This is a genomic window from Streptomyces sp. NPDC046203 (assembly GCF_040646255.1).
GTDB lineage: Bacteria > Actinomycetota > Actinomycetes > Streptomycetales > Streptomycetaceae > Streptomyces.
The window spans coordinates 38,300-65,112 of record NZ_JBEYZX010000039.1 but is presented as its reverse complement, the minus strand read 5'-3'; the positions used below and the strand labels follow the sequence as shown (position 1 = coordinate 65,112).

General features: G+C 71.2%; 18 protein-coding genes, 1 tRNA gene and 1 pseudogene. 9 read left to right on the top strand and 11 right to left on the bottom strand.

Annotated features, from left to right (window positions below; all coding sequences use genetic code 11):
- Positions 1–92, top strand: a pseudogene (locus ABZ990_RS24075) (Scr1 family TA system antitoxin-like transcriptional regulator); the annotation flags it as partial.
- Between the two features lie 65 nt (positions 93–157).
- On the opposite strand, the gene ABZ990_RS24070 reads toward ABZ990_RS24075, so the two are convergent.
- Positions 158–1,948, bottom strand: a complete 1,791-nt coding sequence (locus tag ABZ990_RS24070; protein ID WP_361235146.1) for a beta-galactosidase family protein — start codon at positions 1,946–1,948, stop codon at positions 158–160.
- Positions 1,949–2,195: 247 nt separating this feature from the next.
- Between ABZ990_RS24070 and ABZ990_RS24065 the strand changes: the two genes are divergently transcribed.
- From ABZ990_RS24065 to ABZ990_RS24040, 6 genes are all read left to right on the top strand, one after another.
- Complete coding sequence (locus ABZ990_RS24065; protein WP_361235157.1) at positions 2,196–3,089, top strand: AraC family transcriptional regulator; 894 nt, start codon at positions 2,196–2,198, stop codon at positions 3,087–3,089.
- A gap of 140 nt (positions 3,090–3,229) precedes the next feature.
- Positions 3,230–3,502 carry a chorismate mutase gene (locus ABZ990_RS24060; protein ID WP_361235154.1) on the top strand — a complete coding sequence of 91 codons (273 nt, stop codon included), beginning with the start codon at positions 3,230–3,232 and terminating at the stop codon, positions 3,500–3,502.
- 152 nt (positions 3,503–3,654) lie between these two features.
- Positions 3,655–4,764, top strand: coding sequence for an asparaginase domain-containing protein (locus ABZ990_RS24055; RefSeq protein ID WP_361235143.1), 1,110 nt, complete (start codon positions 3,655–3,657; stop codon positions 4,762–4,764).
- A gap of 150 nt (positions 4,765–4,914) precedes the next feature.
- Positions 4,915–7,398 (top strand): aminopeptidase N, encoded by a 2,484-nt coding sequence (gene pepN / locus ABZ990_RS24050; protein ID WP_361235140.1) that lies wholly within the window; start codon positions 4,915–4,917, stop codon positions 7,396–7,398.
- Positions 7,399–7,863: 465 nt separating this feature from the next.
- The gene (locus ABZ990_RS24045) at positions 7,864–9,297 is read left to right on the top strand and encodes a pyridoxal-dependent decarboxylase (protein ID WP_361235137.1); all 1,434 of its coding nucleotides are present in this window, start codon (positions 7,864–7,866) and stop codon (positions 9,295–9,297) included.
- Positions 9,294–10,874 (top strand): SidA/IucD/PvdA family monooxygenase, encoded by a 1,581-nt coding sequence (locus ABZ990_RS24040; protein ID WP_361235134.1) that lies wholly within the window; start codon positions 9,294–9,296, stop codon positions 10,872–10,874. Before ABZ990_RS24045 ends, ABZ990_RS24040 begins: the two co-directional genes overlap by 4 nt.
- 99 nt (positions 10,875–10,973) lie before the next feature.
- On the opposite strand, the gene ABZ990_RS24035 is transcribed toward ABZ990_RS24040, so the two are convergent.
- On the bottom strand, positions 10,974–12,794 hold the full coding sequence (locus ABZ990_RS24035; RefSeq protein WP_361235131.1) for a 5'-nucleotidase C-terminal domain-containing protein: 1,821 nt from the start codon (positions 12,792–12,794) through the stop codon (positions 10,974–10,976).
- Between the two features lie 347 nt (positions 12,795–13,141).
- On the opposite strand from ABZ990_RS24035, the gene pyk reads away from it, so the two are divergent.
- Positions 13,142–14,572, top strand: coding sequence for a pyruvate kinase (pyk, locus tag ABZ990_RS24030; protein ID WP_361235128.1), 1,431 nt, complete (start codon positions 13,142–13,144; stop codon positions 14,570–14,572).
- Positions 14,573–14,613: 41 nt separating this feature from the next.
- Here pyk and ABZ990_RS24025 read toward each other — a convergent pair whose 3' ends face one another.
- Positions 14,614–15,402 carry a helix-turn-helix domain-containing protein gene (locus tag ABZ990_RS24025; protein WP_361235125.1) on the bottom strand — a complete coding sequence of 263 codons (789 nt, stop codon included), beginning with the start codon at positions 15,400–15,402 and terminating at the stop codon, positions 14,614–14,616.
- Between the two features lie 86 nt (positions 15,403–15,488).
- Positions 15,489–15,571 (bottom strand) — tRNA-Leu (locus tag ABZ990_RS24020).
- Positions 15,572–15,664: 93 nt separating this feature from the next.
- Here ABZ990_RS24020 and ABZ990_RS24015 point away from each other — a divergent pair.
- Positions 15,665–16,333: a response regulator gene (locus ABZ990_RS24015; RefSeq protein WP_361235122.1), complete on the top strand. Its 669-nt coding sequence runs from the start codon at positions 15,665–15,667 to the stop codon at positions 16,331–16,333.
- 83 nt (positions 16,334–16,416) lie between these two features.
- Here ABZ990_RS24015 and ABZ990_RS24010 read toward each other — a convergent pair whose 3' ends face one another.
- The 7 genes from ABZ990_RS24010 to ABZ990_RS23980 all read right to left on the bottom strand — a co-directional run bounded on the left by ABZ990_RS24010 (position 16,417) and on the right by ABZ990_RS23980 (position 26,628).
- A complete protein-coding gene (locus tag ABZ990_RS24010; protein ID WP_361235119.1) occupies positions 16,417–17,133 on the bottom strand; it encodes an ABC transporter ATP-binding protein in 717 nt (238 codons plus the stop codon).
- The gene (locus tag ABZ990_RS24005) at positions 17,130–18,239 is read right to left on the bottom strand and encodes an ABC transporter ATP-binding protein (protein WP_361235116.1); all 1,110 of its coding nucleotides are present in this window, start codon (positions 18,237–18,239) and stop codon (positions 17,130–17,132) included. Before ABZ990_RS24005 ends, ABZ990_RS24010 begins: the two co-directional genes overlap by 4 nt.
- A 5-nt stretch (positions 18,240–18,244) precedes the next feature.
- The gene (locus tag ABZ990_RS24000) at positions 18,245–20,098 is read right to left on the bottom strand and encodes a branched-chain amino acid ABC transporter permease (protein WP_361235113.1); all 1,854 of its coding nucleotides are present in this window, start codon (positions 20,096–20,098) and stop codon (positions 18,245–18,247) included.
- 5 nt (positions 20,099–20,103) lie between these two features.
- Entirely contained in the window at positions 20,104–21,036 is a 933-nt protein-coding gene (locus ABZ990_RS23995; protein ID WP_361235110.1) for a branched-chain amino acid ABC transporter permease, read from the bottom strand.
- 224 nt (positions 21,037–21,260) lie between these two features.
- On the bottom strand, positions 21,261–22,502 hold the full coding sequence (locus ABZ990_RS23990; protein WP_361235107.1) for a branched-chain amino acid ABC transporter substrate-binding protein: 1,242 nt from the start codon (positions 22,500–22,502) through the stop codon (positions 21,261–21,263).
- Positions 22,503–23,754: 1,252 nt separating this feature from the next.
- The gene (locus ABZ990_RS23985; RefSeq protein ID WP_361235104.1) at positions 23,755–24,264 is read right to left on the bottom strand and encodes a hotdog fold thioesterase; all 510 of its coding nucleotides are present in this window, start codon (positions 24,262–24,264) and stop codon (positions 23,755–23,757) included.
- A gap of 81 nt (positions 24,265–24,345) precedes the next feature.
- The gene (locus tag ABZ990_RS23980; RefSeq protein ID WP_361235100.1) at positions 24,346–26,628 is read right to left on the bottom strand and encodes an FdhF/YdeP family oxidoreductase; all 2,283 of its coding nucleotides are present in this window, start codon (positions 26,626–26,628) and stop codon (positions 24,346–24,348) included.
- Positions 26,629–26,813 lie beyond the last annotated feature (185 nt).

Sequence of the window (26,813 nt, the reverse complement as noted above, 5' to 3'; positions counted from 1 at the left end):
AGGTGATGCGGGGCCAACTCGCCCGTCTGCTGGAGATGCAGAGACGGGAGTGGGTGAAGATCCAGATCCTTCCGTTCTCGGCGGGGGCCCACACGACCGGCCCCGGGCACCGCCGTACGAGGGGCGCCGCCGTGTCAGAGGCGCGGCCCCGTACCGCTTACGGCTCCATCCGCTCCACCGGCTCGCCCCCACCCCCTGCCCACTCCACCAGCTCGACCCCGCCGCCCGCCGGACCCGCCAGCTCCAGCACCCACACCTCGTTCGCACCGGCCCGCAGCACCGGACCCGGGACGAAGAGGGAGTCCTGCGGACCCGCGTTCCAGTAGCGGCCCAGGCAGAACCCGTTCACCCACACGAAGCCGCGGGTCCACCCCGGCAGCCGCAGCGCCGCGTCACCGGGGGAGGGCACCCCCACCACCGCACGGAACAGGCCGGGACCCGGCGCCGCCGGTACCGCCGTGAACGGCACCCGCGCCACCGCCTCCGGCGCGAACGCGTCCAGCCGCAGCGCCTGGGACCGCACCCCGTGCAGATACTGCCGCTCGTGCAGCACCCCGCCCGTGACGCCCTTCGGCTCCGTCAGCCGAGGCCCGTAGTTGACCCGGCCCAGCGACTCCACCCACAGCTCCACCGCGGCGGGCCCCGCCACCGGCTCCGGCAGCACCGCGTCCGCCGTGTCCAGCACCCCGGCCAGGGCCCCGTCCACGTACACCGTCGCCAGATCCGCGAGCCCCGCCACCCCCAGCGGATACGGCTGCCTCGGCCCCGGCACGTCCAGCCGGTAGCGGACCACACCCCGGTCCACCCCCAGCTCCTCGAAGGACGGCGGCACCGCCGTGTGCCGCTCCTCGTCGCCGAGGACCTCCAGCACCCGCGCCGGCGAGGCCCAGCCGTCCACCGTGCCCGCCGCCGGCGTGCCGATCCGCGCCGGCGGCCCCGGCACCTCGGGCAGCGGCCCCTCCGCGTACTTCTCCAGCACCTCACGGAACAGCCGGAACTTCTCCGTCGGCAGCCCCGCCTCGTCGACCGGCGCGTCGTAGTCGTACGAGGTCACCGTCGGCCGCAGCTCGCCCCGGTGCAGCTCCCCGTCCCGGTTCGCCCCCGCCCAGCCGCCGAAACTCGTCCCGCCGTGCGCCATGTAGATGTTGACCGACGCGCCGCACTCCAGGATCTCCCGCAGCGTGTCCGCCGCGTCCGCCGCCGCCCGGCCCACATGCTCCCGGCCCCAGTGGTCGAACCAGCCGCACCAGAACTCCATGCACATCAGCGGACCGTCCGGACGGTGCCGCCGCAGCGTCTCGAACGCCTTCCGCGCGCCCGAGCCGAAGTTCGCCGTCGCCAGCAGCCCCGGCACCGAACCACCCGTCAGCATGTGGTCCTCGGGGCCGTCCGACGTGAACAGCGGCACCTCCACGCCACACGCCACCAGCAGATCCCGCAGCCACTCCAGATACGCCGTGTCGGTGCCGTAACTGCCGTACTCGTTCTCCACCTGCACCATGAGCACCGGGCCGCCGCGCCCGATCTGCCGCTCCACCACCTGCGGCAGCAGCCGCCGGAACCAGCGCTCCACATGCTCCAGATACGCGGCGTCCCGGGTGCGCACCCGCAGGCCCAGAGGGCCCGTCAGCCAGTGCGGCAGCCCGCCGTTCTCCCACTCGGCACAGATGTACGGACCCGGGCGCACGATCGCCCGCATCCCGGCCGCCGCCACCGCGTCCAGGAACCGGCCGAGCGCCTCGACGTCCCCGTAGCGGCCCGGCTCCGGCTCGTACAGATTCCACGGCACGTACGTCTCGACGCAGTTCAGGCCCATCGCGCGGAGCATCCCGATCCGGTGCTCCCACTGCTCCTCGTGCACCCGGAAGTAGTGCAGCGCCCCCGACAGCAGCCGCACCGGCCGCCCGTCGAGCAGGAAATCCTCGTCACCCACCACGAAGTCGCTCATGGACCCACCCTCGCGCGTGGACGGCGGACCGGTCCATGGACAAAAATCAGGGCGGTTTGGACCTTTCTGTACGCGCCGGGAGCGGGCCCCGCCCGTGCCGGGGACGTACGACAGCCCCAGCGGTCACACCAGCCCCATCAGCCCCATCAGCCCTGACACCCTCAGCAGTCACACTGGCGACCACGGCCCCATGGGTCACCGCACCACCGCACCACCGCACCAACGAGGCCAGGAAAGCAGCCACGCGATGTACGAGACCTGGATGCGCTTCTTCACACCCAGCCCCGTCCACCACCGACTCGGCCTCGTCTGCCTCGGCGTCGGACTCCAGCACGGACCCCTGCCCACCGTCGGCCCGCGCACCCTCGACCACCATGTCGCCGTCGTCGTGGCCGCCGGCAGCGGCTGGTTCCTCGGCCCCGACGGCCACCGTGCCCCCGTCACCGCCCCCGCCCTGCTCTGGCTCACCCCCGGCGTACCCCACCACTACTCCGCCGACCCGGACACCGGCTGGGACGAGTCCTTCGTCGACTTCTGCGGACCGGCCACCGCCACCTACACCGAACTCGGCTACATCGAACCCGACCGGCCCGTCGTCCCCCTCGCCGACGCCGCCCCCGCCCGCGCCGTCATCGGCCGTATCGCCCGCGCCGCCCGCCCCGGCAACCCCCTCCTCGAAGTCGAGACCGCCGCCGCCGTCCACGAACTCCTCGTCACCCTGCGCCACGCCCGCGCCGACACCACCGCCGACGGCGCCCCCGTCCTCGCCGCCCTCGCCCGCGACGCGTGCACCCCGCTGACCGTCGCCGAACACGCCGCCCGGCACGGCATGTCCACCGCCGAACTGCGCACCGCCGTCCAGCGCACGGCCGGCCGCAGCCCCAAGGACTACCTGCTCACCATCCGCCTCGGCCGCGCCAAGGAACTCCTCGCCGGCACCGAACTGTCCGTCTCCGCCGTGGCCCGCCGGGTCGGTTACGACGACCCCGCCTACTTCTCCCGGCTCTTCACCCGCCGCGTCGGCACCGCGCCCGTCCGCTTCCGCGCCCAGCAGCGCGTCACCCTCCCGGGCGGCTGGAACACCGCCGTCCCCGTCCCGGATCCCGAACACAAACCGGCCGTTTCCCCTGGTTCCGGCTAGGCTCCCCGCTCATGAGCGACACCCCCGACGAGACGACGAACAGCCACCGTGAGACCGGCGGCGAGACCGGCGGCGAGAACAGCGGAGACAGTGGAGACAGCGGCGGTACGCGCGGCGTCGACCCGGCCGTCCAGGCCGAGCTGAACCGGCTGCGCGCCAGCATCGACAACATCGACGCGGCCGTCGTCCACATGCTCGCCGAACGGTTCAAGTGCACCCAGCAGGTCGGCGTCCTCAAGGCCGAACACAACCTGCCGCCCGCCGACCCCTCCCGCGAGGCCCGTCAGATCGCCCGGCTGCGGGAACTCGCCGAGAGCGCGCGGCTCGACCCGGCGTTCGCGGAGAAGCTGCTGAACTTCATCATCGCCGAGGTCATCCGCCACCACGAGACGATCGCCGACGAAACGCGCTGAACCGCGCCGCCGGGCCACGCCCCGACGTACCGTAGGCCCGCGCGCGTACACGTACACGTACACGTACACGTACCCGGACTCGCACCGGAACGTGCGCGGGCACGCGGGCACAGGCGCAGGCACGGGCGACGGGAACGGGACAGGGCACCCACATGGCCGACCACGACACACCCCAGCACACCGAGACCGGCACCGACACCGACCCCGACGCCGGCACCGACGCCGGCACCACGACAGCCAGGGCCGCCGAACCGGCGCGCCGCGTCACCGTCCTCACCCTCGGCGGCACCATCTCCGCACACGGGGGCGGCGCCGACACCCGCCTCAGCGGCCGGGAAGTCCTCGACACGCCCGGCATCACCCCCGACGGCGTCCGGGTCGAACTCCGCGACTTCCGCCGCGTCCCCAGCTCCTCCCTCACCTTCGAGGACCTGACGGCCCTCGCCGACGAGGTCCGCGAGGCCGTCGCCGGCGGATCGGGGGTGGTCGTCGTCCAGGGCACCGACACGCTGGAGGAGACCGCCTTCCTCCTCGACCTGCTGTGCACCACCGAGCGGCCCATCGCCGTCACCGGCGCCATGCGCCGCCCCGACCTGCCCGGCGCCGACGGCCCCGCCAACCTCGCCGCCGCCCTCGCCGTCGCCGCCGACCCCGGCTGCCAGGGCCTCGGCGTCCTCGTCGTCCTCGCCGACGAGATCCACGCCGCCCGCCACGCCCACAAGGCCCACACCACCTCCGTCGCCACCTTCACCTCACCCGGCGCTGGCCCCCTCGGTACCGTCGTCGAAGGCGTCCCCCGCGTCCTGCTCCGCCCCACCGTCCCCACCCGGGTCTGCGCCCTGCGCTTCGACCCCACCCTCCGCGTCGCCCTGCTCACCCTCGCCCTCGGCGACACCGGCGAACTCCTCGACGCCGTCGCCGAACACCCCGAGCGCTACGACGGCCTGGTCGTCGCCGCCTTCGGCGCCGGCCACGTGCCCGCCCCGCTCGTCGCACCCCTCGCCGAACTGGCCGCCCGGATGCCCGTCGTCCTCGCCTCCCGTACGGGCGCGGGTACGACGCTCTCGCACACCTACCGCGGCCCCGGCTCCGAAACCGACCTGCTGCACCGCGGCCTCATCCCCGCCGGCCCGCTCGCCCCCGCCAAGGCCCGCCTGCTGCTGCACGCCCTGCTCTCCAGCGGCGCCCGCGGCCCCGCCGGCTACGACCGCCCCCGTATCACCGCCGCCTTCGCCCACCTCGACGGCGCCGGCCTCGCCTGAGGACTGTCCAGCGGATCCCGGTCGGGACCCGAACCGGGACGCGGACCCGGTCCCGGTTCGGGCTCTTGTCCGAAGTCCCTTGTGCACGCCCGCCTGAGCTGTCGGTGAACCCCCCTCCCCCTGAAGAAGACCATCAGGCAGCATGAGCGCATGTCCGTACTGACGCGCGACGAAGCGCAGACCCGAGCCCAACTCCTCGACGTCCAGCACTACACCGTGGACCTCGACCTCACCACCGGCGACGAGACCTTCGGGTCCACCACCACCATCCGGTTCACCGCCCGCACCGCCGGGGACACCTTCGTCGAGCTCAAGCCCGAGACGCTCCACTCCGCCGCCCTCGACGGCACGCCGCTCGACCCCGCCACCCTCGACGGCAACCGTCTGCCCCTCACCCTCACCGAGGGCGAGCACACCCTCGACATCGCCACCACCATGCGCTACTCGCACACCGGCGAGGGCATGCACCGCTTCACCGACCCCACCGACGGCGAGTCGTACACGTACACCCAGCTCTTCATGGAAGACGTCCAGCGCGTCTTCGCGGCCTTCGACCAGCCCGACCTCAAGGCCGTCTTCGCGTTCTCCGCCACCCTCCCCGACGGCTGGACCTTCCTGTCCAACGGCCGCACCGAACAGCGGCCCGACGGCCGCTGGCAGGCCGCCCCCACCCCCCTGCTGTCCACGTACTTCGTCTGCGTCGCCGCCGGTCCCTGGCACTCCATCCGTACCGAACACGCCGGGCTGCCCTTCGGCATCCACTGCCGCCGCTCCCTCGCCCCCCACCTCGACGCCGACGCCGACGAGATCCTCGCCGTCACCCGCGCCTGCTTCGACCGCTTCCACGAGAAGTTCGACGAGCCGTACCCCTTCGACTCCTACGACCAGGCCTTCGTCCCCGAGTTCAACCCCGGCGCCATGGAGAACCCCGGACTCGTCACCTTCCGCGACGAGTTCGTCTTCCGCTCCGCCGTCACCGAGACCGAACGCATGACCCGCGCCATGGTCATCGCCCACGAGATGGCCCACATGTGGTTCGGCGACCTCGTCACCCTGCGCTGGTGGGACGACATCTGGCTGAACGAGTCCTTCGCCGAGTACATGGGCTACCAGACCATCAACGAAGCCTGCTCCGACCTCTTCGCCGACACCTGGCTCGACTTCGGCATCGACCGCAAGGCCTGGGGCTACGAAGCCGACCAGCGGCCCTCCACCCACCCCGTCGCCCCCGACCCGGACGCCGTCCCCGACACCGCCTCCGCCCTCCTCAACTTCGACGGCATCTCCTACGCCAAGGGCGCCTCCGCACTGCGCCAACTCGTCGCCTGGATGGGGGAGAAGGACTTCCTCGCCGGCATCAACATCCACTTCAAGCGGCACAAGTTCGCCAACGCCACCCTCGCCGACTTCATCGACAACCTCGCCGCCGCCACCGACCGCGACGTCCACGCCTGGGCCGACACCTGGCTGCGCACCACCGGCGTCGACACCCTCACCCCCCGCCTCGAAGGCGAGGCCCGCACCTGGCGCCTCACCGTCGACCGCGACGGCAGCCGCCCGCACCGCATCGCCGTCGGCATCTACGACCGCGACACCGCCGGCGACCTCGTCCTGCGCGACCGCCCCTGGGCCGACGTCCCGCAGACCGCCCCGCTCGAACTGGACGGCCCGCGCCCCGCGCTCGTCGTCCTCAACGACGGCGACCTCACCTACACCAAGATGCGGTTCGACGCCGTCTCCCAGGAGACCGCGCTCCGCTCCCTCTCCCGCATCCCCGACGCCCTCACCCGCGCCGTCGTCTGGAACGCGCTGCGCGACATGGTCCGCGACGGCGAACTCGCCGCGACCGCCTACCTGGAGACGGCCGCCGCCCACCTCGCCGAGGAAATCGAACTCGCCGTCGTCCAGGGCGTCCTGGCGTTCGCCCGCACCCAACTCGCCGACCACTACGTCACCGAGGCCGACCGCCCCGCCGCGCTCGCCACCCTCACCGCGATCAGCCGCGACCTGCTGCGCCGCACCGAGGACGGCGACGCACCCGACCTGCGCCTCGCCGCGGTCCGCACCCTCATCGACAGCGCCACCACCCCCGACAAGATCGCCTCCTGGCTCGACGAGGGCACCGTCCACGGCGGCCCCGAACTCGACCCCGAACTGCGCTGGCGCATCCTCGCCCGCCTCGCCGTCCTCGGCGCCACCGACGAGACCGCCATCGCCGCCGAACTCGACCGCGACCCCAGCGCCACCGGCCAGGAAGGCGCCGCCCGCTGCCGCGCCTCCCTGCCCACCCCCGAGGCCAAGGCGGCGGCCTGGACCGCCATGTTCGAGACCGACGACCTCTCCAACTACCTGTTCAACGCCACCGCCCGCGGCTTCTGGCAGCCCGAACAGGCCGCTCTCGTACGGGAGTACACGACCCGCTACTTCCCGGCCGCCATCGCCCTCGCCGACCGCCGCGGCCCCGCCATCGCCGAGGCCGCCGGCCGCCACGCCTTCCCCACCCACGCGGTCGACGCCGACACCCTGGCCCTCGGCGAACACCACCTCGCCAAGGACGCGATGACCCCGGCCCTCCGCCGCAAGCTGGTCGACCAACTGGACGACCTCCGCCGCGCGCTGCGAGCCCGAGGCTGATGAGGGGGGATGGTGATTCGCCCCCGCAGGGGCCGAATCGCCATCCCCCTTTCCCTCCCACCCCTCATCCCCACCCCACCCAGTGGCCGCACCCGCCCCACTCCCCATCCCTTCAAGCGGGAGGGGTGCGGGGTGGTGCGCGGAGACAGCGACGGGAGCGGGGGCCGGGAAGGGGGTCGTGTTCGAAACGTAAAGCGTGATTTGTGGCGCGGAAGCGGCAACGCTTCACGCACAACTCAGGGTCCCGCGCCGTAAATCATGCAGTGCAGAACGCGACCCCCGGACCGGCCCACGCGCACCCACCACGAACCCCCAGCGCACCACCCCGCAACCCCGAACACGCCCCCACGCCCCGCCACCACCACGCCACGCCCACCCGCGCAGCGCCCCCCCCACGTACCTCGTTCGGGTCACACTTCCCCCGTCCCCGGACACACCACCCAAAACCCCGGCACCCTGTCGTCCATGTGTGCCGTATCCCTCGCCGGTGGCGCCTCCGGCGCAGACGCCCTCCGCGAGCTCCTCCCCCCTCTCCTCGACGCCCTCCACGAAGGCGCCACCACCCGCGGCGGCCCCCTCCCCGCCGGCGGCCCCACCGCCGTCACCCGCCATGTCACCGCGACACTCGGCCCCGCCCTCCCCGAACACGGCACCGGCGCCGAAGAAGCCCTCCGCACCCTCGTCCACACGCTCGCCGCCGGCGCCGCCGACCCCGCCCACCCCCTGTGCGCAGCCCACCTGCACACCCCGCCGCTCGCGCTCGCCGCGGTCGCCGACCTCGCCGCCTCCGCGCTCAACCCCTCCCTGGACTCCTGGGACCAGGCCCCCGCCGCCTCCACCCTCGAAGCCCTCGTCACCCACGCCCTCGCCGCCGAGGCGTACCCCGACGCCCCCCGCCCCGACGCCCTCGTCACCACGGGCGGCACGGAGTCCAACCAGCTCGCGCTCCTCCTGGCCCGCGAGCGCCACCCCGGCCGGCCCCTCCGTACCGTCGTCGGCGCCAACGCCCACCACTCCTTCCTCCGCGCCACCTGGCTGCTCGGCCTGCCCGCGCCGGTCGTGCTCCCCACGCCCCGCGGCACCGTCGACCCGGCGGTCCTCGACCACGCGCTCGACGACCTCGCCGGCCAGCCCGTTCTCGTCGCCGCCACCGCCGGAACGACCGACGCCGGTCTCGTCGACCCGCTCCCCGCGATCGCCGACCGCTGCGCCGCCCACCACACCCGCACCGCCCGCACCACCCACAACACCCCCACCCCCGGCGCCACGCCCGCCGACCTCCACATCGACGCCGCCTACGCGGGCCCCCTCCTCTTCAGCGCCACCCACCGCACCCTCCTCGCCGGCCTCGACCGCGCCCGCACGGTCACCCTCGACCTGCACAAACTCGGCTGGCAGCCCGCCGCCGCCGGACTGCTCGCCGTCCGCGACAGCACCGACCTCGCCGTCCTCGGCCACACCGCCGACTACCTGAACGCCGACGACGACACCGACGCCGGACTCCCCGACCTCCTCGGCCGCTCGCTGCGCACCACCCGCCGGCCCGACGTCCTCAAGACCGCCGTCACCCTGCGCGCCCTCGGCCGCAGCGGCCTCGGCGCGCTCGTCGACGCCTGCATGACGCTCGCCCAGGACCTCGCCGACCAGGTCGAGAAGTCGCCCCGCCTGGAGCTGCACGCCCGACCGACACTCACCACGGTCCTGTTCCGGCCTTACGACGCCGACGACCCCACCGTCGCGTCGATCCGCCGCACCCTCCTCGCCGAGGGCCGCGCGGTGCTCGGCCGGGCCACCGCCGACGGGCGGCTCTGGCTCAAGGCGACACTCCTCAACCCCCACACCACCCTCGACGACCTCGTCCAGCTCATCACCCTCGTGGAAGGCAGCACCCCCCGATGACCGGCACCACCGGCGGCACGACCAGCACCACCGGCACCACCCGCGCGACCAGCCCCACCAGCAACACCCCCCGCACCCCCCGCACCACCCGCCACCCCCACACCCCCGGCGAGGGATACGGCCCGGACCACGCCCAAGGCCACGGACCCGACTACGGACCCGACCGCCCCTACGACCTCGTCGGCGTCGGCATCGGCCCGTTCAACCTCTCCCTCGCCGCCCTCGCCCACGGCACCCCCGGCCCCCTCGCCACCGCCTTCTACGACCAACGGCCCGCCTTCCACTGGCACCCCGGCCAGCTCATCGACGGCGCCACCCTCCAAGTCCCCTTCCTCGCCGACCTCGTCACCCTCGCCGACCCCGCCAGCCCCTGGACCTTCCTCAACTACCTCCGCGCCCGCGACCGCCTCTTCCCCTTCTACTTCGCGGAGAAGTTCCACATCCACCGCGCCGAATACGACGCCTACTGCCGCTGGGTCAGCGAACACCTCCCCGGACTGCACTTCGGCCACCAGGTCGACACCGTCCGCTGGAACCCCGAACGCCGCCTCTTCGAAGTCGACTTCACCCAGCTCGACACCGATGGCGAAGCCACTGCCCTCGGCCGCGCCCACACCCGCAACGTCGTCCTCGGCGTCGGCACCGCCCCCCACGTCCCCGAACCCCTGCGCCCCCTCGCCGACGCGCCCGACGTCCCCGTCATCCACTCCGCCGACTACCTCGCCCACCGCGACACCCTGCTCGCCGCCGGACACGTCACCGTCATCGGCTCCGGCCAGTCCGGCGCCGAGATCTTCCTCGACCTGCTCCGCGCCCGCCCCGCCGGCGCCGAACGCCTCCACTGGCTCGCCCGCACCGAGGCATTCGCACCCATGGAGTACTCCAAGCTCGGCCTGGAACACTTCACCCCCGACTACACCCAGTACTTCCACGCCCTGCCCGAACAGGCCCGCGCCGAACTCCTGCCCCTGCAATGGCAGTTGCACAAGGGCATCGACGCCGAGACCCTCGCCGCCGTACACGACGAGCTCTACCGCCGCACCCTCCACGGCGGCTGGCCCGACGCCGTCCTCACCCCCGGCGTCCAGGTCCGCACCGCCGGCCGCGTCGCCGGCACCCACCTCGAACTCCACCTGGAACACGTCCGGCAGGGCACCCGCTCCCGCCTCACCACCGAAGCCGTCGTCCTCGCCACCGGCTACCGCGAACGCCCCCTCGACCACCTGCTCGCCGGCCTCGAACCCCACCTGCGCCGCGACTCCGCCGGGAGGCCCCGCGTCGACGCCGGCTACCGGCTGGTCCTCGACGGCATCGGCTCCGACACCGACACCGGCACCGCCGCCGGCTCGGGCGCCGTCTACGTACAGAACGCCGAACGCCACACCCACGGCGTCGGCACCCCCGACCTCGGCCTCGCCGCCTGGCGCAGCGCCGCCATCCTCAACTCCGTCACCGGCAAGGAGCCCTACCCGCTGCCCCGCCGCACCGCCTTCACCACCTTCGGCCTGGACGCACGAGAGGCGCCGAGCCTGCCGGCCCAGAGCCGGAAGCTGACGCCTCTCGCGGAAAACGTGTGACGGGTGAGGGCCCGGGAGCCCCAGGATCCCCAGGAGCCCCCAAGCCCCTGGATCCCTGAGGGCCCCTACACCCCCCGAAGCCCCTCACCCCACCGAAAATCAGAACACCGGAACGCCGTTCCGCGTCAGCTTCCAGTCCACCGAGGCGAACACCGCCGGGTCGATCGACCCCTTGGCCTGCACCCACTGGATGATGGTGTTACGGATCTCCTCCGAGTTCGCCCACAGCTGCTGGGCGCCGGCCACGTGCGGGAACGCACCGCCGCCGCTCGCCCGGTAGTTGTTCACCGCGAACACGAACCGCGCCGCCGGGTCCAGCGGCTTGCCCTCGAACGACAGGTTCACGATCCGCTGGCCGACCGGCTTCGCGATGTCGATGTCGTACGTCAGACCCGACACGGCGTCGTAGTTGTAGTCCGGGATGTCGCCCGCGTTCGTCAGCTTCGAGGTGTCGACCGGAGCACCCGCCGCCGTCTGGACGTAGTACCTCGCCGAGTACTCCAGGTAGTCCTTCAGCTGGGCACCCGTCAGCAGGCGGGCCTCCAGGGTGTTCTCGAACGGGTACAGCCCCGCCGCGTCCTTGATGGTGATCTCGCCCGCCGGGATCCGCGCGGTCCGCGAGAAGCACGACGCCTGCGACAGCACCGGCAGATCGGCGTACGCGCCGCCCGCGAGGGCCTCCCGCACCGTCTCCGCCTGGACGACGTTGATCAGGTCGATGATCGGCTCGTCCTTCCACGGCGCGTCGGCCGTGGACATCGCCGCGGCCGAGAGGCCGATCACCTGGTTGACGTACGCGACGACCTTCCGGTGCTCGTCCACCAGCAGCCCGGTGACCGCCGGGTCCTCCGGCACCGTGTTGGAGTTCAGGACCCGGGCGCCGGACTTCTCGACGATCCAGCTGCCCTTCTCCCACACCACCTCGAAGTCGAACAGCGTCAGCCGCTGACCCCACTTCGCCGGCTCGGACAGCACCACGTCCTTGCCGGTCTGCTTGTTCTTCACCCGGTACTCCGGGATCTCCGCGTGCGCGTGACCCACCAGGATCGCGTCGATGCCCGGCACCTGCTCGGCCACCAGCGCGGCCGCGTTCTCCACGTACGGCAGCTGGTCACCCCACGACGACGTGCCGTTCGAGCCCGAGTGCGCCGACACGATCACCACGTCCGCACCCATGGAACGCAGCTTCGGCACCCACACCGCCGCCTGCTCCTCCAGGCCCGGGAAGACCATCTTGCCGGAGACGTTGGCCTTGTCCCACAGGGCGATGCCCGGGTTGGTCAGACCGAGGACGGCGATCTTCACGTCCCGGCCCTGCGGGGTGGGCAGCGTGTGCATGCTGTACGGCGGGAAGGCCGGGCGCAGCGTCTTCGCGTCCAGCGCGTTGGCGCCGAGCAGCGGGAAGTCGCACTGCTCCTGGAACGCGCGCAGCACCGGAATGCCGTAGTTGAACTCGTGGTTGCCGAGGGCGACGGCGTCGTACCCGATCTTGTTCATGGCGACGGCCATCGGGTGGACCGGGCCGCCCTTCTTGGTGATCGGGTCGATCTTCGCGTAGTAGTACGCCAGCTGGGTGCCCTGGATGGTGTCACCCGCGTCGATGAGCAGCGTGTTCTTCCGGCCCTTCTCGGCGCGGACCTGGTTCACCAGGGTGGAGATCTTGGCGAGACCGACGTCGTTGTGGGCCTTGTCGTCGAACTCCTGGTCGGTGAAATAGTCCCAGTTGAACACGTTTCCGTGCAGGTCGGTGGTGCCCATCACCGTGAACGCGTACCGCTTCTGCGGGTGCGGACTGTTGCTGGCGGCGGCACCCGTGGCGGACTGGGCGGCCTCGGCCGGGGCGACGACCGCGCCCGTGAGGGCCACGCCGGCCCCGGCGGCGGCCGAGCGCTCCAGGAACGTCCTGCGGTTCAGCGGCATGTTGTTCTTCTCCTTGGGTGGTTCATTGGCGTCATATCACGCACAACGCGCGTAGATTCTGGCCCACGATTCACGGTCGCAACAGGCCTATCGGGTTACGGACTGGGAAAGTGTTCGGCACGAAACGGACGCCCCTCCCCGCCCCCGCGAAGCCCGCCACCCGCCCCCGACCAGCGGAACCACCCCCGTCCACCCGCTGAGACGAACCCACGAAAGCCCCCGCGACCGCTCATCGGAGCAACCACCCGCACACATTCAAGACTTGTCAACAACCTTTCACGCACAGCTTGTTGAGTCGTCATCCCGGACCCCTTCGCTACCCGTAAGTAAGCCCTAGGGTCGTGCCCATGCGCCGAGCGAAAATCGTCTGCACCCTTGGGCCCGCCACCGCGGCATACGACCAGATCAAGGCACTGCTCGAAGCCGGAATGAACGTGGCCCGCCTCAACCTCAGCCACGGCACCCACGCCGAACACGAGGAGCGCTACCGCAGCGTCCGTAAAGCCGCCGAGGAAACCGGCCGGGGCGTCGCCGTCCTCGCCGACCTTCAAGGCCCGAAGATCCGCCTCGGACGCTTCCGCGAAGGCCCCGTACTCCTTGAACGCGGCGACCACTTCACCATCACCGTCGAATCCGTCGAAGGCGACCGCCACCGCTGCGGCACCACCCACACCGGCCTCCCCGACGACGTCACACCCGGCGAACGCATCCTCGTCGACGACGGCCGCGTCACCCTCGAAGTCACCGCCGTCGACGGACCCCGCGTCCACACCCGCGTCCTCGAAGGCGGCATCGTCTCCGACCACAAGGGCCTCAACCTCCCCGGCGTCGCCGTCTCCGTCCCCGCCCTCTCCGACAAGGACATCGACGACCTCCGCTGGGCCCTGCGCACCGGCGCCGACGTCATCGCCCTCTCCTTCGTCCGCACCGCCCACGACATCGACGACGTCCACCGCGTCATGGACGAAGAAGGCCGCCGCGTCCCCGTCATCGCCAAAATCGAAAAACCACAGGCCGTCGACAACCTCGACGCCATCGTCGCCGCCTTCGACGGCCTCATGGTCGCCCGCGGCGACCTCGGCGTCGAAATGCCCCTCGAACAGGTCCCGATCGTCCAGAAGCACGCCGTCACCCTCGCCAAGCGCAACGCCAAACCCGTCATCGTCGCCACCCAGATGCTCGACTCGATGATCGACAACTCCCGCCCCACCCGCGCCGAAGCCAGCGACGTCGCCAACGCCGTCATCGACGGCACCGACGCCGTCATGCTCTCCGGCGAGACCAGCGTCGGCAAATACCCCGTCGAAACCGTCCGCACCATGAGCCGCATCGTCGAAGCCGCCGAACACGACCTCCTCGCCGACGGCCTCCCGCCCCTCACCGAGGACACCAAACCCCGCACCCAGGGCGGCGCCGTCGCCCGCGCCGCCGCCGAGATCGGCGACTTCCTCGGCGCCCGCTACCTCGTCGCCTGCACCCAGTCCGGCGACACCGTCAAACGCCTCGCCCGCTCCCGCACCCCCATCCCCCTCCTCGCCTTCACCCCCGACCCCGGCACCCACGCCCAGCTCAACCTCACCTGGGGCGTCGAAACCTTCCTCGGCCCGCACGCCGACTCCACCGACGCGATGGTCGCCCAGGTCGACGCCGAACTCCTGCGCCGAGGCCACTGCCGCGAGGGCGACCTCGTCGTCATCACCGCCGGCTCCCCGCCCGGAGTCCCCGGCTCCACCAACATGGTCCGGGTGCACCGGGTGGGGGATCCGGTGACGAACTGAGGGGGAGGGGGCGGGGCAACGGTCCGTGTGGCGGTCGGGGCTCAGTACTTGGGGCCGATGTGGGTGTCCATGAGGGCGACGGACGCCTTGCGGGCGACGGACACGTTGAAGGGATCGTTGCCCCGGGCGAGAATCGTCCATTCGACGCCGACCGCCCGGAGGGTGTCGCAGAACAGCTTCCTGATGTCATCGGACTTGTTGGTGAAGAAGTAGCGGGGGTACTCGTACCGCTTGCGCTCACCGCCGACGAGCCGGGTCGTCCAGTTGGTGATCCGGCAGCCGTCGGAGTGGATCAGCCCCCGGAGGAAGGCCCAGGGGTGCGCGTCGACGATGTCCTGCTGCCACGGTTCGAGGGCGATCCGGCGTTCGTGCTTCTTGCCGGGGCCGTGCTGAGGGAACAGGCAGGGAAGGTGCATCGAATACACCTTGATGTTGTGGCAGCCCTTCCTGCGGACACGGCATGTGGCGTTGCCCGGGAACACGGCGCGGAGGGCGGCCTCGGTCTCGTCCTGGATCCCCGGCCAGGCGTCGTCGAGAGCGATCATGAGGCTCGGTGTGCGGTGGGCCGAGTGCCTGCTGACATGGCCGTCCCCGAGGTAGAGCCCGAGGACGTAGGCGTAGGCCGTCTCGTCCAGGGCCCGGCCGTGGCACCGGGGGCAGAGCGGGGCCTCCCTGCCCGGGCACTCTCCGCGCTTCGCGCGGTCCTCGTGCTTCCAGTAGCTGATGGTGCCGCGCGGGACGTTGAGCTCGCGCGCGACATCGGCGTTCTTCGCACCGCCCCGCAGGAGGGTCAGCGCCCGCTGTCGTACTTCTGTGCCGTGGAAGTGCATACGGCCACGTTCCGTGACGCGATGTGGCCGCATGCAGCAAAAAGCGGAGAATCACGCGAACGTGATTCTCCGCTTTTCTCTCGCTGTGCCGGGTGCGGGATTCGAACCCGCACGCCCTTTCGAGCAGATGCTTTTGAGGCATCAGTGTCTGCCCTTCCACCAACCCGGCGAGAGACATCCGACCGGAGTCTACCCGGTGCCCGGCCTGCTGGGCAGCTAGGTAGGCTTTCCCGTAGTAGTTGCCCCGCAACGAGGAGCCCGCGTGACCGCCCCCGAGTCGCCCCAGCCCGCCGCCGAAGACGACGCCGTCGACGCTTCCCACGTCCCCCCGCTGACGACCCGTGTCGTCATCGCCGAGGACGAGGCCCTCATCCGGCTCGATCTCAAGGAGATGCTGGAGGAAGAGGGCTACATGGTCGTCGGCGAGGCCGGTGACGGGGCCCGGGCCGTCGAGCTGGCGCGCGAGCACCGGCCCGATCTGGTGATCCTGGACGTGAAGATGCCCGTCCTCGACGGCATCTCCGCGGCCGAGAAGATCGCGGGCGAGTCCATCGCCCCGGTCCTCATGCTCACCGCCTTCTCCCAGCGCGAGCTGGTCGAGCGGGCCCGTGACGCCGGGGCCATGGCGTACCTGGTGAAGCCGTTCAACAAGAGCGACGTCGTGCCGGCCATCGAGATGGCCGTGTCCCGGTTCGCCGAGCTGCGGGCCCTGGAGAAGGAGATCGCCGATCTCAGCCAGCGTCTGGAGACCCGCAAGCTGGTCGACCGCGCCAAGTCGGTCCTGCAGACGCAGTACGGGCTGACGGAGCCGGCCGCGTTCCGCTGGATCCAGAAGACGTCGATGGACCGGCGGATGTCGATGCAGCAGGTCGCGGAGGCGGTCATCGAGGACGCCGAGGAGAAGAAGGCCGCGAAGGCCAAGGAGCAGTAGGGGCCGGTACGTACGGGACAGGGCCCGCACCACGCGCTTTCGTGGTGCGGGCCCTGCTGCTTCCCTGGCCGGTGCCGGAGGGGTTACTCCTCGCCGAGGTACGTCTTGCGGACCTCGTCGTCGACGAGGAGGTCCGCGCCGGTGCCGTGCAGTTTGATCGTGCCGACCTCCAGCACGTACCCGTAGTCCGCCAGTGAGAGGGCGGCCTGCGCGTTCTGCTCGATGAGCAGGATCGTCATGCCCTCCGCCTTGAGGGTGGCGATGGTCTCCATGATCTTCTGCATCATGATCGGGGAGAGGCCCATGGAGGGCTCGTCGAGCATGAGCAGCTTGGGCTGCGACATCAGGGCCCGGCCCATGGCGAGCATCTGCTGCTCGCCGCCGGACAGGGTGCCGGCGGCCTGCTTGCGGCGTTCGCCCAGGATGGGGAAGAGGTCGTAGGCGCGCTGGATGTCGCGGGCGATGCCGTCCTTGTCCTTCCGGAGGAAGGCGCCGAGCTGGAGGTTCTCGGCGATGGAGAGCTTGGGGAAGATGTGCCGGCCCTCGGGGGAGTGGGCCATGCCCCGGGCGACCATCTTGTGGGCGGGGATGCCGTTGAGCACCTCGCCGTTGAAGGTCATCTTGCCGCCGGCCGGTTTGATGAGGCCGGAGAGGGTGCGCAGGGTGGTGGTCTTGCCCGCGCCGTTGGTGCCGATGAGGCTGACGACCTGGCCGGCTTCGACGGAGAAGGAGATGCCCTTGACGGCCTCGATCTTGCCGTAGGCGACCCTGAGGTCCTCGACCTCCAGGAGTGCGGTCACTTGGAGTCTCCTTCGGTGGTGCTGTCCGCGTCGGCGGCCGGGGGTGCGGCTTCGGCGGTGTCGGTGCCGGGGGCGGCCGGTTCGGCGGCGTCGGTGGTCCCGGTGGTCTCGGCTTCCGGCCGGGCCTCTGCCTCGGCGGTCTCGGGAGCTTCGGCCGCCGCGGCGGGCTTCGCGGGCTTGGCGTCGGCCTTCGCCGGCGGCTCTACCGCTTCCTCTTCCGCGTTTTCAGCCGCCGTGCCCTCGGCCGCGTGGGCCTCCGCCGCCGCGACCTCCGCCGCCTCCTCGGCGCCGGGGGCGCCCTCGAAGGGGGTGCCGAGGTACGCGGCCACGACGCGCTCGTCGCCCTGGACGACCTCGGCGGTGCCCTCGACCAGCTTCTGGCCCTGGACGAGGACGGCCACCCGGTCGCACAGGTTGAAGATGAACTTCATGTCGTGCTCGATGACCAGGACCGCGATGCCGAGGTCGCGGATCGCGAAGACCAGCTCCTCGGTCGTGCGGGTCTCGTTCTGGTTCATGCCGGCCGTCGGCTCGTCGAGGAGCAGCAGGCCGGGGTCGCTGGCGAGGGCGCGGGCGATCTCCAGCTTGCGCTGTTCGCCGTACGGGAGGTTGCGGGCGAGGTGTTCGGCCTTGGCGGCGAGGCCGACGAACTCCAGGAGTTCCATGGCCCGTTCGCGGGAGGCGGCCTCGGCGCGCTTGAAGCCGGGGCCGCGCAGGAGGGCGGACCAGAGGCCTTCCTTGGTCCGGGTGTGGCGTCCGACGAGGACGTTCTCCAGGACGGTCATGTTGGAGAAGAGCCGGATGTTCTGGAAGGTGCGGGCGATGCCGGCCTGGGTGACGAGGTGCGGCTTGGGCGGCAGGACCGTGCCCTTGTAGCTGACCCGGCCCTCGGTGGGGACGTACAGGCCGGTGAGGCAGTTGAAGAAGGTGGTCTTGCCGGCGCCGTTGGGGCCGATGAGGCCGACGATCTCGCCTTCGCGGACGGTGAGGTCCACGCCCTGGACGGCGGTGAGGCCGCCGAAGCGCATGGTGACGCCGCTCGCGTCGAGGACGGTGGCCCCGGCTTCGGTGGTGGCCGTGCCGGTGGTGGTCGTGGTCGTCGTCATGGCGTTCACGCACCCGCCTTCGCGGTTGTGGCGCCGGACTCGGCGGACTGCCGTTGCTCCGGTACGTCGTGCTGGTCGGCGCTCTCCTGGTGCTCGTGGAACTCCAGCTTGGCGCGCCGGTTGGGGATGAGGCCCTCGGGGCGGAAGCGCATGAGCAGGATGAGCGCGAGGCCGAACGCGAGGAGCTGGTAGTCCGCGAGGAAGGCCAGTTTCGCGGGGATGAGGAAGAGCAGTGCGGCGCCGAGGATCGGGCCGCGGATGGTGCCCATGCCGCCGAGGATGACGGCGGCGAGGAGGAACGCGGAGTTCGGGGCGACCGGGCCGGAGAACATGTACATCTCGGGCAGGACGGTGCCCTGGAAGTGGGCCTGGACGGTGCCGGCGACGCCGGCGAGGGTGGCGCCGAGGGCGAAGGCGATGAGCTTGACGCGGAAGCCGTTGATGCCCATGGCGGTGGCGGCGGTCTCGTCCTCGCGGATGGCGACCCAGGCGCGGCCGATGCGGGAGTCCTGGGCGCGGCTGAAGACCACGACGACGAGGACCATGACGAGCAGCATCAGCAGGTAGTAGTTGGCGTACAGGCTGATTTCCAGGCCCAGGAAGGTGTGGGTCTGGCTGAAGTCGTAGCCGAAGATGTCGAGCGCGGGGATGTTGGGGATGCCGTTGGGGCCGTTGGTGATCTGGGGGCCGTTGTCGCCGTCCATGTTGTTGACGGTGATGCGGAAGATCTCTCCGAAGCCCAGGGTGACGATGGCGAGGTAGTCGCCGTGCAGCCGCAGGGTCGGGGCACCGATGACGACGCCGAAGACGAGGGCGACGACGGCGCCGATGACGACGGCGGCGAAGAAGGGCAGTTGGACGCCGAGGGCGGAGGCGGTGGATCCGGAGACCAGGGCGGCGGTGTAGGCGCCGACGCCGAGGAAGGCGACGTAGCCGAGGTCGAGGAGACCGGCGAGGCCGACGACGATGTTGAGGCCGAGGGCGACGGTCGCGAAGATCAGGATGTTGACCGCGATGACCGTGAAGGTGTCGTTCTCCTGGGTGAAGGGGAAGGCGGCCGCGGCGACGAAGGCGGCGATGACGGCGATCTGCCGGTGCGCGGAGGCGATGGCGGAGACGCGGCTCATCAGGCCGGACTTGTTGAGGGCGGCGGCGACGCAGCCGGCGAGGATCAGGTAGCCGATGAACAGCTCGCCGTACTCGGTGGAGATGCCGTAGGAGACGGCGTACAGGCCGATCGCGAAGGCGGCGACGAGGACGAGGATCTGCGCCCAGGAGGGGAGGTCCTTCGGCTTGGCCGGGGTGCGGGCGTCCTGGGGGAGGGCGAGTGCGGCGAGCGGGATCGCGGAGGCGACGGCGGCGACGAAGCCGCCGGGCTCCAGGTTGACCAGGCCGCCGAGTTCGACCGCGATGGCGAGGACGGCGTACCAGGTGGTGCCGAACGCGCCGAGGGCGAGCAGGCGCAGGGCGTTGGTGGAGCCTGCGGGGGTGAGCCAGCGCAGGCCCTTGATGCCGAGGCCGGAGAGGGCGAAGAGGGTGAGGAGGAGGCCGGCGACGAGGGTGAGGACCTGGAGGCCGCCGGGGTAGCCGGCGACGGTGAGGTCGCCGGGGAATTCGGTGGTGTAGGTCCAGGGGAGGAAGGTGGACGCGAAGGTGGCGAGGCCGCCGGCGGCGACGATCCAGTGGAGGAGGCCGGGGGACTTGGTGCCGGTGGCGCTGGTGGTGCCGGTGGTGGCCTTGGTTGCCGTGGCCGCCGTGGTGTCCTCGGCGGCCTTGGCGGTGTCCGTGGCCTTCGCGGTCCCGGCCTTGTTCTCGGGGGAGTTGTCGTTCTCGTTGTTCTTGTCGGGCTTGGTGGTCATCGCGATCACGCCCTGTCCGCTGTGCGCTGTCCGAGCAGCCCCTGGGGCCGGAACAGGAGCACGAGGATGAGGAGGGAGAAGACCCAGATGTCCTTCCAGGCGCCGCCGCCGAACTGCGCCATGCCGGGTATGTGCTCGACGTAGGCGATGGAGAGCGTTTCGGCGAGGCCGAGGACGAGGCCGCCGATCATGGCACCGTAGATGTTGCCGATGCCGCCGAGGACGGCGGCGGTGAACGCCTTGAGACCGAGCAGGAAGCCCATCTCGAAGCGGATCTGGCCCTTGTCGAGGCCCTCGGCGACCGCGGCGACGGCCGCGAAGGCGGCGCCGATGGCGAAGGCCATCACGATGATGCGGTCGGTGTTGATGCCCATGAGCTTGGCGGTGTCGGGGTCCTGGGAGGTGGCCTGCATGGCGCGGCCGCTGCGGCTCTTCGAGACGAAGAGGCCGAGGGCGATCATGCACACGGGCGCGGCGACGAGGACGAAGAGGTCCGAGCGCGTGATGGCCAGGTTGTCCATGAGCTGGAAGCTCTCGCCCTTGAACTCGGGGAACTTCACCGGCTTGTTGGCGCCGGGGTAGAAGCCCCAGACGAGCTGCTGGAGGACGATCGACAGGCCGATCGCGGTGATCAGGGGCGCGAGGCGGGGTGCGCCGCGCAGGGGGCGGTAGGCGAAGCGCTCGGCTGCGGTGGCGACGGCCACCGAGACCACCATGCCGCCGATCAGCATCACCGGAATGGCGAGGGCGAGGGTGGTGCCGTCGGGGAGGATCGTGTACGCCGTGAGGGCGCCGAAGCCTCCGACCATGAAGATCTCGCCGTGGGCGAAGTTGATGAGCTGGACGATGCCGTAGACCATCGTGTAGCCGATGGCGATGAGACCGTAGAGGGCTCCGAGGGCAAGGCCGTCGGCCAGCTGTTGCGGCAGTTCGTTCACCGCGGGCCTCCGATGAGCTTTGTCGGATATGACACCGCGCGAGGGCGCTGAGTGCGCCCTCGCGCGGTTCGGTTCGGGTGGTTCGGGTGGTGCGGTGGTTCACGTGGTGCGGGTGGTGCATGTGGCGCGGTGTTCCCGGTGGTGCGTGGTGCGTGCGGTTCAAGTGGTGCGGGTGTAGCGGTGGTTCAGGTGGTTCAGGTGGTGCGAGGGGCTGCCGGGTCCGGTCAGTCCTTGAAGGTCTCGGACTTCAGGTCGGTCCAGGCGCCGTTCTTCACCGTGTAGACGGTGAGCTGCTTGTTGGTGGTGTCGCCGAACTCGTCGTACGAGATGGTGCCGGTGACGCCTTCGAAGCTGACCTTGGCCATGGCCTCGGTGACCTTGGCGCGGGCGTCGGCGGGCACCTTGCCGCCGTTCTCGGCGACGACGGCCTTGACGGCCTGGATGATGGACCAGACGGCGTCGTAGGAGTAGCCGCCGTAGGCCGAGTAGGCGTCCTTGTACCCGGCGGCCTTGTAGTCGTCGATGAACTTCTTGGCGTTCGGGAGCTTCTCGATCGGGTAGCCGACCGAGGTGGCGAGGTCGCCGTCGTTGGACTCGCCGGAGGCCTTGATGAACTCGGGGTCGTAGAGCGCGTCGCCGCCCATGGTGGGGATCTTGGCGCCGGCCTTCTTGACCTGGTCGGAGAGCAGGCCGCCCTCGGGGTACTGGCCGCCGAAGTAGACGGAGTCGGCGCCGGAGCCCTTGATCTTGGTGGCGGTGGAGGAGAAGTCGGTCTCCTTCACGGTGACGGAGTCGGTGCCGACGACCTTGCCGCCGAGGCGCTGGAACTCCTGGGAGAAGATCGAGGCGAGGCCCGCGCCGTAGGTCTGCTTGTCGTTGACGACGAAGACCTTCCGCTTGCCGGCGTCCTTGTAGAGGTAGTTCGCGGCGAACTTGCCCTGGATGACGTCGGTGGTGGCGGTGCGGAAGTAGGTGGGGAAGGGGCGCTTCTTCTCGCCCTTGCCCCAGTTGTCGCCCTGGGACAGCGAGGGGCTGGTGTTCGCCGGGGAGACCTGGGTGAGGTTGGCGCGGGCGAAGTCGGCCTGCATCGACTGGGAGACGCCGGAGTTGAGGGGGCCGACGACGCCGAGGACGTCCTTCATGCCGACGAGCTTGGTGGCGTTGGCCTTGCCGGTGGCGGGGACGGCCTGGTCGTCGAGCGCCTCCATCTTGAAGGTGACGCCGGGGACTTCCTTGTTCTTGTTGGCGATGTTGATCGCCAGGTCCGCCGAGTTCTTGATGCCCATGCCGAGGGCGGAGAGCGAACCGGTGGTCGGGGCGTCGACGCCGATGACGACCGTGGTGGTGCCGCCGGCGTCGGTGTCACCGCCGCCGTTCTTGCCCGCGTCGCGCGAGCCGCAGGCGGTGAGGGTGAGCGCTCCCGTGGTGAGAACGCTGGTGAGGAGGATCAATGAACGGTGTCGCACGAAGAATCCTTTCCCTGGCGCGGCCCCTCGAGCCGAGGCGGTGCCGGAGCAGTGGAGCAAGAGAGTGCCGTTTTCCGTTGCCGGGCCGTACGGGGTGGAGCGGCCGTGCAGAGAGGGAGCGCCCGGCGGCGCGGTGACTGGCCGTGACTCTAGGCGCAGGTAGGGAAGGACGGTTAGCGCCGAGGTCAGGATGTGACTGTCTTGTTATGCCGGGGGGTGGAGTCGGTGTGCGGGCCGGGGGCAAAGCCGGGCACAACGGTCGGTCGGCGGATGACCGCATGGTGAGAACGCCCAGGCCCGCTAAGGAGCTTGAGCGGATCATGGTCCTGTCGGCGGGTGCGGGAGGTGCTCCGGATATCGGACGGTCGGCCGTGTGTCAGCGGACGGTCCGGCGGAATTGAGGGGGGTTGTGGGGTGCCCGTTGCGACAACCGGTGTATGTGACACAGAGTTACCTCGGTGGGCTCGGTGATGGCCGGGATCGATCGGTCGGGATCTTCCGCTCGCCGGGCGGATGCCGGTTCTCCGGCCGGTCCGTCGGGCCGTGCGCGGCCGGCCGAGGAGCCGTCCTGTCTCCCGGTCGGTGGCCGTGGCCGTGACCGTGGTCGTGACCGGGGTCGGGCGCCCGGCTTGCCGCTCCTCGGTGCGGGCGATGGCCAGGGCTCTGTCGTGGAAGGCGAGTTCAGCGTTGCTTGCCCCCTCCGTTCCCGGTCGCCTCCGCCCCCGGGGTCGTCCATGAGGGCGTCGCGCACCCCGTACGACACCAGGTTCGCGCGGACATCGCAGAGGCATACCGGCGAACCGACCTGCGACGGTGTCGAGTTGGCGGTCGTGGCGCGGGCAGCGAGTGGGAGGGTCGGTGCGAGGGCGGACAACAGGATGACGGTGAGCGGCCGTTGAGTCGGAAGGTGAGGGTGCGCGGCGGTCATGGCGGTCCCTTGCGCGGTGGGCTGAGCGCCAGTGAAGCGCCTGCCGCGCGGCCCGGACAAGAGGGCGAACAAGGGGTCGGGCAAGTGTGCGGGTGAGGGGTGCGGCGCGGACGGCGGCCGGAACGCGCCGCGGCCCCGGACGGGGGAATCCGTCCGGGGCCGCGGGGGAGAAAGCGTCCGCTGGTGCCCGGGTGACCGTCGTGCTCCTTGTGGCCGGATCGGGTCGGGCCGGGTGCGGAGCGGGTACGGGGCGTGGCGACGGCGCGCGCCCGATGGGCCGGGTGCCGGGTGCCGGGTGCCGGGTGCCGGGCCCCGGGGCGCGGGTCAGGCGTCGGCGCCGCCCGCGCGGCCGGCCTGCGGCAGCAGCGTCGCGTCCTTCTCGCCGACCTCCCTGAGCAGGCAGGTCAGGCGCGCGGAACAGACCCGCTTGCCCTGCTCGTCGGTGATGACGATCTCGTACGTGGCGGTCGACCGGCCCCGGTGCACGGGCGTGGCGACACCGGTCACCTGGCCGTCGCGCACCCCGCGGTGGTGGGTGCAGTTCAGGTCGACGCCCACGGCGATGCGGCTGATCCCGCCATGCAGCATCGCGCCGATCGAGCCCAGGGTCTCGGCCAGGACGGCGGAGGCACCGCCGTGCAGCAGGCCGTACGGCTGGGTGTTGCCCTCCACGGGCAGGGTGCCGACGACCCGGTCCGCCGAGGCTTCCAGGATGCGCACCCCCATCCGGTTGCCGAGGTGCCCGGCCGAGAAGAGCGCCGGCAGGTCCACACCGAGCGAGGCGTACTCGTCGATGACCTCCTGCGGGAACTTCACGTGCTGCTGCTCACCCATGGTCAGGCTCCGTTTCGTCCTCGTACGTACGGCTGAGGCGGCCGGTCCCACCGGACCGGCCGCCTCGGTCACGCTTGTTGATCAGGCGGAAGCGGATTCTTCCAGACGGATGATCACGGACTTGCTCGCGGGGGTGTTGCTGACGTCGGCCGTGGACTCCAGCGGCACCAGCACGTTCGTCTCCGGGTAGTAGGCGGCGGCGCAGCCCCGGGCCGTCGGATAGTGCACGACCCGGAACCCGGGCGCCCGGCGCTCGCTGCCGTCGGTCCACTCGCTCACCAGATCCGCGTACGACCCGTCGGCGAAGCCCAGCGCGGCCGCGTCGTCAGGGTGGACCATGACGACCCGCCGGCCGCCGGTGATGCCGCGGTAGCGGTCGTCGAGGCCGTAGATCGTGGTGTTGTACTGGTCGTGCGAGCGCAGTGTCTGGAGCAGCAGCCGGCCCTCGGGGACGCGCGGGAACTCGACCGGCGCAGCGGTGAAGTTGGCCTTGCCGGTGGCGGTGGGGAAGCGGCGCTCGTCGCGCGGCGCGTGGGGCAGCCGGAACCCGGCCGGGTCGGCGGCCAGTTTGGCGTTGAAGTCCTCGAACCCGGGGACGACGCGCGCGATGCGGTCGCGGATCGTGGCGTAGTCCGCCTCGAATTCCTCCCAGGGTGTGGCCGATCCGGCGCCGAGCACGGCGCGCGCGAGCCGGGCCACGATCGCCGGCTCGGACAGCAGATGGGGACTGGCCGGCGGCAGGTTGCCGCGCGAGGCGTGCACCAGACCCATCGAGTCCTCGACGGTCACCACTTGCCGGCCGGCCTTCTGTACGTCCTTGTCGGTGCGGCCGAGCGTCGGCAGGATCAGCGCGCGCCGGCCCGTCACCGCGTGCGAGCGGTTCAGTTTCGTCGACACGTGCACGGTCAGCCGGGCCTTGCGCATCGCCGCCTCGGTGACCTCGGTGTCCGGGGTCGCGCCGATGAAGTTGCCGCCCATCGCGAAGAACACCTTCGCGTCGCCGTCGCGCAGCGCCTGGATGGAGCGGACCACGTCGTAGCCGTGGTGCCGCGGCGAGACGATCCCGAACTCCTTGTCCAGGGCGTCCAGGAACGCCGTCGAGGGCCGCTCGAAGATGCCCATCGTGCGGTCGCCCTGCACATTGGAGTGCCCGCGCACCGGGCACACCCCGGCGCCCGGCCGGCCGATGTTCCCGCGCAGCAGGAGGAAGTTGACGATCTCGCGGATGGTCGGCACGGAGTGCTTGTGCTGGGTCAGGCCCATCGCCCAGCACACGATCGTCCGCTTCGAGGCGAGGACCATGGCGAGCGCCCGCTCGATCTCCGCCCGGGTGAGCCCGGTCGCGGCGAGCGTCTCGTCCCAGTCGGCGGCGGTCGCGGCCGCCGCGAACGCGTCGTACCCGTGGGTGTGCTCGGCGACGAATTCCTCGTCGACGGCGCCCGGCGTGTTCAGGATCAGCTTGTTCAGCAGCCGGAACAGGGCCTGGTCGCCGCCGATGCGGATCTGCAGGAACAGATCGGTGAGCGCGGTGCCGCGCAGCATGCCCTGCGGCGTCTGCGGGTTCTTGAACCGCTCAAGTCCCGCCTCGGGCAGCGGGTTCACCGAGATGATCCGCGCCCCGGCGGCCTTCGCCTTCTCCAGCGCCGACAGCATCCGGGGGTGGTTCGTGCCGGGGTTCTGACCGGCGATCACGATCAGATCCGCCTGGTACAGGTCCTCCAGGGAGACGCTGCCCTTGCCGACCCCGATGGTCTCGGTGAGCGCGGAACCCGAGGACTCGTGGCACATGTTGGAGCAGTCCGGCAGATTGTTCGTGCCGAACTCGCGGGCGAAGAGCTGGAGAAGGAACGCGGCCTCGTTGCTGGTGCGGCCCGAGGTGTAGAACAGCGCCTCGTCGGGCGAGGCCAGCGCGGTCAGTTCCTCCGCGAGGATCGCGAACGCCCGCTCCCACGACACCGGTTCGTACCGGTCACCTCCCTCGGGGAGGTACATCGGCCGGGCGATCCGGCCCTGCTGGCCCAGCCAGTAGCCGCTGCGCTCGGCCAGGTCCGCCACCGGATGCGCGGCGAAGAACTCGGGGGTCACCCGGCGCAGCGTCGCCTCCTCGGCGACCGCCTTCGCGCCGTTCTCGCAGAACTCCGCGACATGCCGCTTGTCACCCTCGGGCCAGGCGCAGCCGGGACAGTCGAAGCCGTCCTTCTGGTTGACCTTGAGGAGGGTGCGGGCGGTGCGCCGCATGCCCATCTGGGCCTCGGCCATCCGCAGGGTGTGCGCGATCGCAGGCAGACCGGCCGCCGCGTGCTGCGGCGCCGAGACCTCCGGCGCGTCCTGGACCGGGTCGCCGGCGGGCGGCTTGCTGACCATCGCGCTCTCCTTCGAGCCCTTGTGTGGATGTCGCGGCTGTCGCGGATGCCGTGGACGCGCGGGGTTCGCGCGGTGCGGGCGACTCCGGCTCCACCGGCTCCCGCGTCCGCTCGTACGGCCACGACCGCATCCGCTGTATCCGCCGCATCCACATCTGCGTTTGCGTCTACGTCATACGTCTACGC